This window comes from Tannerella sp. (assembly GCF_052170195.1).
Classification (GTDB): domain Bacteria; phylum Bacteroidota; class Bacteroidia; order Bacteroidales; family Tannerellaceae; genus Tannerella.
This window is the reverse complement of record NZ_JBQNAZ010000059.1, coordinates 1-12,631: the sequence shown is the minus strand read 5'-3', so window position 1 is coordinate 12,631 and position 12,631 is coordinate 1. Positions and strand designations below refer to the sequence as shown.

At 51.5% G+C, this 12,631-nt stretch carries 10 protein-coding genes; 1 reads left to right on the top strand and 9 read right to left on the bottom strand.

Translation table 11 applies throughout. The annotated features are described in order from the left end of the window. Positions 1-326: 326 nt before the first annotated feature. The 8 genes from ACTTKA_RS11240 to ACTTKA_RS11205 all read right to left on the bottom strand — a co-directional run bounded on the left by ACTTKA_RS11240 (position 327) and on the right by ACTTKA_RS11205 (position 8,405). Entirely contained in the window at positions 327-1,523 is a 1,197-nt protein-coding gene (locus ACTTKA_RS11240) for a dicarboxylate/amino acid:cation symporter (RefSeq protein WP_442725098.1), read from the bottom strand. A gap of 68 nt (positions 1,524-1,591) precedes the next feature. Continuing rightward, positions 1,592-2,869 (bottom strand): ABC transporter permease, encoded by a 1,278-nt coding sequence (locus ACTTKA_RS11235; protein WP_442725097.1) that lies wholly within the window; start codon positions 2,867-2,869, stop codon positions 1,592-1,594. Further along, positions 2,866-3,603 (bottom strand): ABC transporter ATP-binding protein, encoded by a 738-nt coding sequence (locus ACTTKA_RS11230; RefSeq protein ID WP_442725096.1) that lies wholly within the window; start codon positions 3,601-3,603, stop codon positions 2,866-2,868. Before ACTTKA_RS11230 ends, ACTTKA_RS11235 begins: the two co-directional genes overlap by 4 nt. Next, positions 3,600-4,622, bottom strand: coding sequence for a BtrH N-terminal domain-containing protein (locus ACTTKA_RS11225; protein ID WP_442725095.1), 1,023 nt, complete (start codon positions 4,620-4,622; stop codon positions 3,600-3,602). The genes ACTTKA_RS11230 and ACTTKA_RS11225 overlap by 4 nt, the downstream gene beginning before the upstream one ends. Then, complete coding sequence (locus tag ACTTKA_RS11220; RefSeq protein WP_442714020.1) at positions 4,619-5,017, bottom strand: hypothetical protein; 399 nt, start codon at positions 5,015-5,017, stop codon at positions 4,619-4,621. Before ACTTKA_RS11220 ends, ACTTKA_RS11225 begins: the two co-directional genes overlap by 4 nt. Before the next feature lie 20 nt (positions 5,018-5,037). Then, positions 5,038-6,189, bottom strand: coding sequence for a beta-ketoacyl-ACP synthase III (locus ACTTKA_RS11215; protein WP_442725094.1), 1,152 nt, complete (start codon positions 6,187-6,189; stop codon positions 5,038-5,040). A 3-nt stretch (positions 6,190-6,192) separates the two neighbouring features. Continuing rightward, positions 6,193-7,113 carry a hypothetical protein gene (locus ACTTKA_RS11210; RefSeq protein WP_442725093.1) on the bottom strand — a complete coding sequence of 307 codons (921 nt, stop codon included), beginning with the start codon at positions 7,111-7,113 and terminating at the stop codon, positions 6,193-6,195. A gap of 11 nt (positions 7,114-7,124) precedes the next feature. After that, the gene (locus ACTTKA_RS11205; RefSeq protein WP_442714017.1) at positions 7,125-8,405 is read right to left on the bottom strand and encodes a B12-binding domain-containing radical SAM protein; all 1,281 of its coding nucleotides are present in this window, start codon (positions 8,403-8,405) and stop codon (positions 7,125-7,127) included. 204 nt (positions 8,406-8,609) lie between these two features. On the opposite strand from ACTTKA_RS11205, the gene ACTTKA_RS11200 reads away from it, so the two are divergent. After that, positions 8,610-9,914 (top strand): MFS transporter, encoded by a 1,305-nt coding sequence (locus ACTTKA_RS11200; RefSeq protein ID WP_442725092.1) that lies wholly within the window; start codon positions 8,610-8,612, stop codon positions 9,912-9,914. A gap of 484 nt (positions 9,915-10,398) precedes the next feature. Here ACTTKA_RS11200 and ACTTKA_RS11195 read toward each other — a convergent pair whose 3' ends face one another. Next, positions 10,399-12,120 (bottom strand): serine protease, encoded by a 1,722-nt coding sequence (locus ACTTKA_RS11195; RefSeq protein ID WP_442714015.1) that lies wholly within the window; start codon positions 12,118-12,120, stop codon positions 10,399-10,401. Between the last annotated feature and the right edge of the window lie 511 nt (positions 12,121-12,631).

The window sequence follows — 12,631 nt, the reverse complement described above, 5'->3', positions numbered from 1 at the left end:
CGTTTTCAGGGGGTAGCAAAAACAAACGAAAACCATGATATGTTTGCAGAAAAACGTACGCTATATGGGTATGTATTTGACCCGAGTAGTTGGGTAGATGTATTTGGTTTAAAATGTTTAAGGGCAGAATATGATTCAGAGCTTAAACATCTAAAAGAAATAGGAGAGAAATTGTTTTATGATGTCGATATCGCCACACGTTGGACACTTTTTTATTCATCTTTTGACCTTTTCAAATACTCAAAGGTGCGATTCTATTACGAAGGTGAGATAAAAACAAGTCAAAATGGCAGGAATCGTTCGGCCTTTCCTGATGTAATTTACCCTTACTGTCTATCGTTTATCTCCGATCCTTCGGCGGCAGGCGCGATACGGTCTACCACCACGGCGATGGCTCCGTCGCCGGTCACGTTACACGCCGTGCCGAAGCTGTCCATGGCGATATACAGCGCGATCATCAGCGCCTGCAACGTCTCGTTGAACCCGAGCATGGTCTGGAGTGGGCCGAGCGCGGCCATGATAGCTCCACCGGGCACGCCGGGAGCAGCCACCATCGTGATGCCGAGCATCAGAATAAACCCTCCGAACTGAGCGAGCGTGACCGGCTCACCGGACATCATCAAGATGGCCATGGCGCAGGCGACGATCTTCATCGTACTGCCCGACAGGTGAATCGTTGCACAGAGCGGCACGGTAAAGACAGCCACATTTTCGCGCACGCCGTTTTTGATCACCTGCCTCAGCGTAACGGGGATCGTTGCGGCTGACGACTGCGTGCCGAGCGCCGTAGCATACGCAGGCAACATATTCATCAGCAGCCTCAGCGGATTACGACGACCGATCAGTCCCGCGATCGCGAACTGCACCAGGAGCAAAAGGATATGGAGCACAAAGATGACAAGAATCACTTTCAGAAACATGGTCATGATACCGGCCACCTGCCCGCTCACCGTAATATTCAGAAAGATCCCGAAGATATGGAGCGGTAACAGCGGTACAATGACCGATTCGATAAGCCGTGTAATGATATCGCGGAAATTAACGAAGGCGCGATGCAGCGCATCGCCCAGCATCACAGTCAACCCCAACCCGATGACAAACGAGAGAAGCAGCGCCGTCATAATGTCCATGAGCGGAGGCATGGCAACGGTGAAATAAGGAGTGAGCATCAGGGTCTCGGGATTCTCCATAGCCGTCAGTTGGGTATTCGGAGTCAGGAGTGTCGGAAAAACAGCCGATGCGCTGAAATAAGTGAAGAAGCCCGAAAAAATCGTCGATCCGTAAGCGATAAGCGCAGTAACGAGCAGCAACCGCCCCGCTCCTTTTCCGATCTCGCCGATAGCCGGCGCTACAAGCCCGAGAATAATCAGCGGAATAGAAAACGACAGGAAATTGCCGAAAAGGCCATTAAACGTGACAAAGAGACGAACTATACCGGCGGGCATCACCTGCCCCAACACGATACCGTTCACAATGGCAATAGCCACCCAGCCTAACAGGGATATGCGAAATTTCTTTTTCATGATTCAAATCGGTCGTTATAAGTGAGGCAAACGTAATAAAAAAAAGTGAATGATACGTGGTTGGCCCATTAATTTTTCCGATCTCGAAACGTTCTGCCGTAGACCGCCACACCGAGCATCACGGCAAAAAACAGCAAAGACGCCAAAGCATACGGAAAAACATCCGCCATGCCCGCATCACGGACAAAGAGTTCGTTAAAACCGTTCAATCCCCAGTTCAGAGGTGAGATACGGCTGGAAAGACGCATGAAGTAAGGCATCACGAAAGTGGGAATCCATACTCCTCCAAGAGCAGCCAACATCACAACGGATACGGCGCCGAAGATGCTTGCCTGCTGGTTCGTACGTGCGATGCTTCCGATAGCTATCCCGTAACCGATCGCCGATAGCGACGTCGAGACCGACATCAGCAGCAACGCGCCGAGATGGTGTCCGAGTTTAAGCGCGGGCAGCCCGAGCAGAGGTATCAGGTACATGCCGGTCACCATCATCAGAGCAAGTTGCGACAGACAAACACACAGGTAGACAAGTATTTTACTGAACAAATACGCCGCATACGGGCAGGGCATCGTCATCAGCCGGTTGAGACAGCCCGTTTCACGCTCACGGATCATGTTTCCCGCAAGTGAAACGACGATAAAAAAGATGGCGAACATACTCCATGCCGGCACGTTGTGTTGCGTAGCGTTCGGAACGATTCGCCCTTGTTCGCTTCGGGCGTATGCTTCGTCGACCGTGATCCATTCGTCCGTCTCGATATTCAGATCGACAGGTATGGGGAGTAAACGGCTCGTCTGTGCCGATATTTCCTGAAGAAGCAGCCGGTTCTGAATCGTCAGCATCTCCTCACGCACAGCAGACATCACTGAAGAACGAAATGACGGTTTGGCTGTTGGGTCGACCAACACCCTGATCGTTAAGGAAACCTGCGTCGTATCGGCAACTGCCGAAGGCGTGCCGTCGAAAGCACGCTCGACACCGTGACGCACCTGCTCACGCAGATGCTCCGTCACACCTTCGGGAATAATGATACCGATCAGGTAATCACCACGGGCAATGGCCTCTTCCACCTCGTCGGCCGTGAGAGACCGGCCGTCCGCTTCGGTCGAGACGTTGAAAATACGGCTTGCCGCGAGTTGACGACTCACGCGCCGGCCTAACGAGTCACAGTCGGCATCGAGCAGGTAAAGCGAGATCCGGTTTTCGTTGATCGAGCGGAAGGTGCCGTCCTGCAGGTCTGTCATCAGCAGCACAAGCGCCCATGGCATAAGAAACAGCAGTACGATGCCCCACACATCGCGCACAAGCAGCAACAGATCTTTATATATCAATGCCCGAAGTTTCATACATTGCTACCCGTCCGGGTCATAAAAAGTTCTTCGAGCGACGCCGTCCCCGTCCGATTCAGCAGTTCGACGGGAGAGCCTTCACATACAATCCGACCGTGATCCATCAATGCCACATGCGTGCAGAGTTTTTCTGCCTCCGCCATGTCGTGCGAAGTATAAACGATGGTCATCCCTTCCCGATAAAGCGCCTGCAGATGCGTAACGATCTCTTGCTTCGACAGCACATCGACACCGACGGTCGGCTCGTCGAGAAAAAGGACTCGGGGACGGTGAAGCATGGCTACAATCAAGTTAACCTTACGTTTCATACCCCCCGAGAGGTACGCCGTTTTTTTAGAAAGATGGGGCGTGAGGTCGAACAGTTCGATATAGTTGTCAATGCGCTCGCGCAACGTGTTCGAAGGTATGCCTTGTATACAACCGAAGAAATGCAGGTTCTCGTGTGCCGTCAACTCGGGATAGAGCGCGATTTCCTGCGGTACGACGCCGATCATCCGCCTGATTCGCCCCATCTCGCGACGTACATCCAGTCCGCCCACCTTCACCTCGCCGATGTCGTACGGGCACAGGCCGCAAAGCACGGAGAGCGTTGTCGTTTTACCTGCGCCGTTGGGACCAAGCAGTCCGAAGAAAGCCCCTTTAGACACTTGCAACGTCAACCCGTCGACCGACGGATGAGCAGCTCCACGATACGTCTTACGTAACTTCCGGATATCGATCATCGGGGTCATCGGCTCTTTTTGATGAGTTTTTCCAGATCCGTAAAAAAATGTTTTTCGAGGTCGCCGATAGTTTTCAGACGGTCGCCAATGGTCTGATAATCGACGTTAGCCGCCGAACGGTTCTTGCAGATGCGTGCTGCCTCCGCCGCAAACATGCGCCACTCGTCGCCGATAGCGGTAAGGCATTCGGAAAAATCGTTAAGTGCAGCGATACCCGTAATCGAGGCTGCCTCCTGAAGGAACGCGGCATAGAGAAAGCGGAAGCCGGCACCGCCCGTCCCGATCTCTTCCATCATCCGCACAAGTTGCGCCAGATGCAATACCGCCCGACGCGCGCCGTATTTTTGCGGGAACTTCGGGATCTTGTTACCGAGATGCTTAAACGCGTTGATGCCAACCCAGGGCACAGGCCCCGGCTGATAGAGCAGGCGGTAACAGTTTTTGAGGATGGCCTTACGTATGAGTTTGGGCAAGTCGGGCTCTTTCTTCGGTAACGACCGTATCCAGTAGAGCTTACCCATCGGCGGATAGGTGCCTTTCGAGAAACGTGCGCGCATCATATCGCGTGCCGACAGTTTCACCTTTTCAACGGCTACCGGGTCACTGACAAGGTAATCGTCTCCTTCTTTTCCGATCACGCAGATGTTGTGCGCGTTAAAATGAAACCGGTATTCGTTCGGTACATAAGGGAGAAAATACATGCCTACCACCGCGCCTGTCGGGATACCTTGAGTAAGCAGACGGTCTAATTTCTTCTCCGCACGTTTCGGACGCAGGAAAATCGTCCGGCTGACTTTGAAGCCCAGCAAACGCGTAGCACGTGCGAAGATGCTTCCCGGCAACGGACGGAACGAAGTCACCGGAAAGCCCGCAAGATGCACAAACGGCAGATGAACGAAATAAAGCGATGCCGACAAGCCGAAGATAAGCGGCTCGGAATAGTCGTAACCATAGAAGCGCAGCAGATTGCCGGTGACACCATTTTCGCAATGGGCCGCACTGCGATGTTCAAAAGAGATTTCCATCATTCTACCCGTTTTAACTCATCGACCGTTATACGCAATGCGTCGGCATATTGTGCGAGGGTCTGATTGTCCAGCTCGGCAAAGGCTTCGTACTCGAGATGCTTCTTGACCTTGCGTTTCGGAATACCGGCATACGCGGCCAGCATCGCGACATCCTGCAAGTTCTTTTTCATATGATAAGCCAACGGACTGACTTCTTTTCTCAACACCTGCCGACGAATCGGCTCGCAGTCTTCCAGAATATCTTCCCAAACGACTGCCAAGACATCGTTTTTGACCGACCAGCCGTCACTGACTACCTTTGTATAGCGCCCGTCTTCATCCACAGCGTACATCACATCGCGGATCACTTTGTCTTTAAAATATTTCAAATCCTGAGGGACATCTTTTGTCTTCATCACACCATCTGTTTTCCGGTTTAAACAACAGTTAGTAACGCATACGCATACGAGAACCGTGCGCTCTCGGGCACCATGAGGAGGATTGTGTCTCCTTTCTTCAAACGTCCCGAATGCTCTAACCCGTCGAGCATGGCCAATGCCGAAGCAGACGCAATATTACCGACTTCCGGCAGATTGACATACCATTTCTCCTCGGGAATATGATAGCCGACCTGTCGGAGTTCGGATTCGATTTTTTCCTTAAAATACATCGACGAAAGATGCGGCAGAAACCAGTCCGCACTTTCAGGGTCGAAGTGCCGCTTCTTCACGATACGCTGCAAAAACTGCCCGCCAAGAGCAATGATATGCTGCTCCAGCAGGCGGGTGTCCTGCTTCAACGAGAAGAGTGAACGAGTCAACCACTCTTCTTCGGGAAATTGCGCCCATCCCATCAGACTTCCGGCCTCATCTTTTTCTCCTCCTGCATACATGCACGTCTCCACCCGGTCGGCATACGACATCGTTTCGATCCACTCGATACGGAACGACAACTTTTCTCCTGCCGGCACATGGCTAAGCAGAGCCGCCACGCTGCCGTCCGAAAGCATCCAGCGTAAAAATTCCTTTTCGAAGGCAAGGATGGGTTTTTCGTGTAAACGGCTGATCAGCTCGGCCTCTTTCTCGAAATAGGACGCCCTCATCCATGCCGACAACCGCTCCGAAGCCACGCATACCGCATGCTTCGATTCGCCCGCAAGCATCGACAGGTACGCATATTTCAAAGCATGCATCCCCGTACAGCACGACCCGGCGAACGAGACAACCTCCGTCTCCGCAGCACCTTTCGACGCGCCGTGTACCATCACGCCATGTGACGGTATAAGCTGTTCGGGCGAAGCCGTACCGCAGGCCAGCAAGTCGATATCCGCCAATGTCACCTGCTCGTCAAGCAATCCGCGCACCGCAAGTGCAGCCATTTCGACATTCGTGTGCGTCACCCGCCCCGACTTGTCGAGCGCGTAGTAACGCTGTTTGATACCGTTCTTTTCCAGAATAAGCCGCTTGGCAATAGACGATTTCGAATTGACAAGGCCGATGTAATCTTCCATCTCATCATTCCCAACCGGACGGTTCGGGAAGAATGCGGACAGACGGGTAATATAAACGGGATTCATTCGTCTCTTCATTAATTATGTATGTTCGTAACACATCTTCCGCTTCGCTTCTACGAACGCCCTCTTGCGAAACGGGTAAGTAATATAGTGAAATAAAAGGCCGAAAGGAGAAACGACATAGAGCACAAAGAACAGATAGACGCGGAACAGATCCAGCCGTAGCTGGCGCGCAGGGCTTAGATAGCCTCCTTTCTTCCGTACGAAATGCGCCCATTTTCCCCAGATACGATAGCCATTGCGCTCGATAAAGTAGAGATGGGGAATAAACGTAATCGCCTCTTTTTCCATAAACCGTTCCTGCAGACGGTCAAATGCTCCGTCGCACAGAGTGGTTAGAAGTACGTCGCCGAAGCGTGTAGCCCCGTCGATTTCTATCTGCGATACCCCGGCAGCCGGCAACCATCGCGTGGCCTCTTTTTGGCCGCGAATCAGCCAGCGAACCGTACTCAGTACGCCGATCAAGTTAGATGACCGGTCCTGCAATACGATCCAACCGACGTAATCGCCCCCTGCCTCACGGATATATTCACGTACTTTCTGCTGCGTCATCATCCACATGTTCCGGCAACCATTGACAAATACGACACGACGTCCTTTCAGGAACGCTTTGATATCATCCGACTGAAAGAAACCATGCAAAGGAACAGAGAGCGAAAGATACCAGCTCTGCCCGGCGATCATCACCAGATCGGCGTCATGTACATCATTCAGATCGAATGGTTTTAACGGACAGGCAATGCCCAGACGCGATTCGGGAAAAACCTGAAAAAAGTCATTCGCCGACCAGGGAAAAAGATACGGTCTTTCGGGCACGATCTCCTTATAAAGGATAGTGCAACCGGCCTTCGTCAGCGGCTCGCACATTTTCTTGGCGATAGCCAGCGCCTGCCCGGTCTGCGTATAATAAAAAACAGCGATCTTAAACGCCTGTTTCATCGTGCGAACGTTCAACTCACCTTGATATTTCTTACCACATCTTTGCCGAACGATTTATTGGCCAGCTCACGGTTTCTCGGACGGAACGTTCCGTCTTCCATCTCGCGCATCACGACCTGCGTAAACAGACGGAACATTTTCTGTTCCTGGCTTTCGTCCTGATAGAACGTATCCCACGCATATTCGTACAACTCCTGTAATCGCTCGGCCGACATCTGCTTCGGATGAAAAACGACCTGACCCGCGTTGTAATGATCCCAGTCGAAATCGAAGATGCGTCCCTGACGCAGGTAATCGTCATATCCTTTCGTATGCGGGAAAGGCGTCATGACGGTAAATTCGGCCAGATCAAGGTCGATTTCAAGCAGAAAATCGATAAGCCGTTTGATATCGTCTTCGGACTGGTTATCAATACCGAGCAGGATTGTCCCTTCTACCCCGATGCCATGATCGTGGTAACGTTTCACACGCTCTTTGATATAGTCGGATGTGTCGTAGACGGCCTGATACACGTACCAGGCGCCGGCTTGTGCCGCCAGATCGAGCACTTTCGGATCATCCTCGATCGTATGACTGATCCATTTCTTCTTGAACGGAATCATTTCGCGGAAGAGTTCCATCTCCCATTCTTTATTTTGAGCCAACGAGTTGTCGACGATAAAGAGGCGGTTGTTCTCGATCGAGGCAAGGTCTTCGATCACCTTGTCGATCGGGCGCGGGCGAAAAATACGTCCGCCGAGGTACGAAACGGCACACGGATAACAACTGAAACGACAGCCGCGCGAAGCATGAAAGAGATCGACCATCTGTACACCTTTGTGATTATACAGTTCGCGTTTATAGAGGTCGCGCCGCGCAGGCCCGACATCGCCGATGGGCGGTTGCTGCGTCATGTAGTTGTAGACTTTCTTCAACCGGCCGTTGCGCCAGTCGTTCAGCACTTCTTCCATCCGTCCCTCCGACTCGCCGAGGAATACGGCATCGGCATGTTCGATCGTTTCTTCGGCATGCAGCATGGTCGAGATACCTCCGAAGATCACCTGTTTGCCACGCCGCCGATATTCGTCGGCAATAGCCCATCCGCGCTTCACCTGCGTGCTGAGCATCATCGAGATGGCTACCAGATCGCACTCTTCGTTGAAGTCGAGGGCTTCTACGTTCTCGTCCGTAAATGATATGTCGACATAAGGCGGAAGGGTTGCAGCAAAGACGACCGGCCCGTGAGGAGGGAGGTTAAATGTTGTCTGCCCTTTGAGCTTCTTCCACTTAGGATATATCAATTTTAATTTCATACAATCAGTCTGTTAATGCTCGGAGGTCACGCAGTCTGCCATGCTGTCGAAGGAACCTCTTGAATACTTTATTCTTATAAATAATCGCAAAGGTAAGGCAAAAAAATAACTCCTCAAAAAACAGTTATTGCGGTACTGAGAAAGTTTTTTAACTTTGCCCCGAGTGAAAAACAAACAAAGTCAAATAAAAAACATCAATTCGATATGAATTTAAAGATTCGGCTGATCGTTATGAACTTCTTGGAGTTCGCTGTATGGGGAGCGTACCTCACTTCGATGGGGCGTTACTTGAGTCAGGTCGGTATGGGAAGCCACATCGGCTGGTTTTATTCGGTACAGGGATTTGTCTCGCTGTGTATGCCGGCCCTCATGGGGATTGTGGCCGACCGATGGATGGAAGCGCAACGCGTGTACGGGCTTTGTCATTTTCTGGCCGGGTCGTTTATGCTCGCCGTTTCGATATATGGCCTTTCCGCCGGGGCCGATGTTTCCTTCCCGCTGCTTTTTACGCTTTACACCCTCAGCATCGCCTTTTATATGCCGACGGTGGCCTTGGCCAACTCGGTCGCTTACTCGGCATTAGACAAAGCCCGGCTGGATGCGGTGAAAGTGTTCCCGTCGATTCGCGTATTCGGCACGATCGGATTCATCTGCACCATGATTTTGATTGATCTGATCGGATTTCAGGCCGGACCGAAGCAGTTCGCCGTTTCCGGTGTACTGGGACTTCTGCTCGCGGCCTATTCGTTCACGCTTCCGCGTTGCGCGGTCAACCGTAAAGCCAACACGAACTCGATCGTCGACGCGCTCGGTCTGCGTGCTTTCAGCCTCTTCAAGGAAAAGAAGATGGCCGTCTTCTTTATTTTCTCCATGTTGCTCGGTGTATCGTTGCAGATCACGAACGGCTACGCCAATCCTTTCATTGCGACCTTCGCCGAAATACCCCTCTATAAAGAGACCTTCGGAGTACAGCACGCCAATATCCTGATCTCGATCTCGCAGATGTCCGAAACATGTTTTATCCTGCTGATACCTTTCTGCCTGAACCGTTTCGGCATCAAACGGGTGATGTTGATGGCCATGCTCGCGTGGGTGCTTCGCTTCGGTCTGTTTGGGGCCGGCAATCCCGGCGACGGCGTGTGGATGTTTATCCTTTCGATGATCGTGTACGGCATCGCGTTCGACTTCTTCAACATTTCCGGCTCACTGTTTGTCGATCGGGAAACGAATCCGGAGATTCGCAGCAGCGCGCAAGGCGTTTTTATGATGATGACAAACGGTTTGGGTGCATCGATTGGGATGTTGGCCGCGCAAACGGTCGTTAATCGCACGGTTTATTCGCAAATCGCCGACCCGGCCGCGCAATTGGCCGGCTGGCAGACGGCATGGTACATCTTCGCGGGTTATGCGCTCGTAGTCACGATTCTTTTCGCCATCTTCTTCCGGTATAAACACGAACCGGTAAAGAGCTCAGAATATGGCAAGTTTAATCCGACTGCTGAACGCTGAACGCTGAATTAATTCAGGCTTTCAGCCCTGCAAGTGTTGAGATGTTTAGATGTTGAGTTGTTGATCTGTTTGCTGATGGCTGACCGATGTAACAGCCCTGAAAGGGCGTATTAATTCAGCCCAATGTGCAGCGAAGCGAAGCGTTGGGAAACAGGGCAACCCCCTCGGCAGAGGGCTGAAAGCCTGACGTAATTCAATTGTTAATTGTTATGCCGGGTTATCCGAACGCAAATTTCGCAAATGGGCGCAAATGGGCGCAAATAACCCCCTTTGTCATTCCGAACGTAGTGAGGAATCTCACGGGGAAAAGGGAAAAGAGATTCTTCGCTTCGCTCTGAATGACAAAAGACCGAACGCAGAGGAACATCCCCCCCTCCCCCCCTTCAAAGGGGGGAAGAGCAAAGCGAAGGGGGATGTTATCCCTTCAAAGGGGAAATGCGGAGGGCTGAACGCTGAATAACAATTAACACCTGACAATTAACCATTAAAAACAATGCTCTTTCATCAACTTGTCGATGACGGGATCGCCCAGTTCTTTCGCTTTCTGAAAAGCCCGGCAACCTTCCTCTTTCTTATGCTGACGAATAAGGCAAAGCCCTAACAAACGATGCCCCGCCGCGAAGTCGGGTTGCAGGCTGATGGATTTCTCAAGGCTGGCCTGCGCCTTTTCCAGCTCCTGCTTGCGCAGATAAATCGACCCTTCTTCGGCATAATACAGCGCGTTCTCCGGTTCCTTGGCCAATGCCGACTGAATATCGGCCAGCGCTCCGTCCATATCGCCCGCGCGGAATTTAGCCTGTTCGCGATAATAGTAAAACGACGTGTTTACATTGCCTCCTGCCAGTTCGTAATACCGGTCGTAGTCTTTCGCTGCCGCTTCATATTGCCCCATCCGCATTTTCAGGTCGACGGCTTCGAGGAGGTAAGCTCCCGCATCGGATGGGTTCGTCGTCATGGCGCGTGCGCAGGCGCTGTCCATCAATGCGATCACCTTGCCGAGGTTTGCTCCTTCGATCTGCTCTTCTGCTTTCGCCGCCATATAGAATGAGGTGGCCGAAGCCATCGGACTTTGATTCACCAACGCGTACGCCGCCGCCGCTTTACGGTAATCTTCCTGAAAGAAAGCGATATCGCCCTCCAATTGACGGAATAGCGGCATATCCGTTTCGGCAAGTGCTTTGCCGATCAGTTCGGCAGCTCGCTCCATGCTCCATTCCGGCAACTTCAACGTCGTATCGCCGGCCGCCACGCCGTAAATCAGCTTGGCCTGATTGTAATATCCTTCGCCCCGATTGTCTCCGAAATACTTCAGCGACGTTTCCATATCGGCGCGGGCGCGTTCGAGCAACTCCGCTTCGGTTCCCACGTCGGTCAACTGCTTTCGCTGATAGATATAATGCGATGCGCGGCTCAGATACCCGTCCGGCTCGTTCGGAAACTTGGCAATAAACTCGTTGAGTGTCTCTAAATACGTCGGCGCGTCCTGTTGCGACGAGTAGAGAATCAAAGCCACCTGCGCGTCTTCCACTTTGTCGCTCCACGCTTTCCGTATCCCGATCGACGAATAGGCTTTGTTCAGGATATCCATCTGTCCGATCCGGATATCTTGAATATAAGGCACCGAGATACCGTATGTTTTCCCTTTCCCCGACGCATCGGCCTGCGCCATCGCGAAAACCTCGCCGTTCTCGGTCAACAAAGGCGCGCTCACTTGCTCCCGGCTCAGCGGCATCTCGACTTTGTAATATCCGTAACGATCTTTTACTTTCGACACCTCCGAAAGCGCGGCATGCGGAAGAAGAGCGCCTTTCGACAATCCCGCCGGAAGCAGATAAACCTCCGATCCGACTGCCGGCAGACCGCTTGCCACCGTCAGATAAGCCGTTTTCTTGGGCACGGCTACCATGAAACGTACTACGTCATACATTTCGTCGGCGCCGAGAATATGCGTCACGCGCAGACGCTTCCCTTCCGCATCGGTCACAGTCGCTTTTTCCGCGCCGATAAACAGCGAATAATCCGACACCGCCTCTCCCGTTTCACTGATAAAGAATCCCGTACCCTTCGTCCGGTTTCCGCTCTTATCTACCGCCTCTATCGTAAAAACGGCTTTCTTAGCTTTCTCCGCCCACTTGAGCGATTGCTTCTGCGCCATCAAAGACACACTCTGAAAAGCGATCCAAATCCATAGTAATAATCGTTTCATACCTCGTCGATTTAAAAAAACATGCAAAAGTAGCAGTTTCATCCGGATTTTAAAATAAGACTCGCCTCTTTTCCCTCTTTGCTCGAGACGGAAACGAACAATCTCCCGCGATGAACGATTTTAACCGTTCGCGATCGTCTCCGATACATCACGCTTTATATTCTTTACGCCTTCATTATCCGTTTCGACGTCTCGACATTCAATTATGACGCCTTCACAATGAATTATGATGGCTCTCCTGTTAAATATGATGCGTGCATTATGAAATATTGTCAGTTCATAACGAATTATGACGTCTCGACATTCAATTATGACGCCTTCACAATGAATTATGATGGCTCTCCTGTTAAATATGATGCGTGCATTATGAAATATTGTCAGTTCATAACGGATTATGATACCTTCATAACGGATTATGACACCTTCAAAACGAATTATGATAGCTCTCCTGTTAAATAGTCACTCCTTAACAATTGATTTTTTTGAATAAAAAGGAATAAAAGTATATTTT

Excerpts from the sequence above, each read along its gene's own strand:
- ACTTKA_RS11210 (WP_442725093.1), bottom strand. The coding sequence starts at position 7,113 with ATGAAACAGGCGTTTAAGATCGCTGTTTTTTATTATACGCAGACCGGG.
- ACTTKA_RS11225 (WP_442725095.1), bottom strand. The coding sequence starts at position 4,622 with ATGATGGAAATCTCTTTTGAACATCGCAGTGCGGCCCATTGCGAAAAT.
- ACTTKA_RS11240 (WP_442725098.1), bottom strand. The coding sequence starts at position 1,523 with ATGAAAAAGAAATTTCGCATATCCCTGTTAGGCTGGGTGGCTATTGCC.
- ACTTKA_RS11200 (WP_442725092.1), top strand. The coding sequence starts at position 8,610 with ATGAATTTAAAGATTCGGCTGATCGTTATGAACTTCTTGGAGTTCGCT.
- ACTTKA_RS11230 (WP_442725096.1), bottom strand. The coding sequence starts at position 3,603 with ATGACCCCGATGATCGATATCCGGAAGTTACGTAAGACGTATCGTGGA.
- ACTTKA_RS11235 (WP_442725097.1), bottom strand. The coding sequence starts at position 2,869 with ATGAAACTTCGGGCATTGATATATAAAGATCTGTTGCTGCTTGTGCGC.
- ACTTKA_RS11215 (WP_442725094.1), bottom strand. The coding sequence starts at position 6,189 with ATGAAGAGACGAATGAATCCCGTTTATATTACCCGTCTGTCCGCATTC.
- ACTTKA_RS11220 (WP_442714020.1), bottom strand. The coding sequence starts at position 5,017 with ATGAAGACAAAAGATGTCCCTCAGGATTTGAAATATTTTAAAGACAAA.
- ACTTKA_RS11195 (WP_442714015.1), bottom strand. The coding sequence starts at position 12,120 with ATGAAACGATTATTACTATGGATTTGGATCGCTTTTCAGAGTGTGTCT.
- ACTTKA_RS11205 (WP_442714017.1), bottom strand. The coding sequence starts at position 8,405 with ATGAAATTAAAATTGATATATCCTAAGTGGAAGAAGCTCAAAGGGCAG.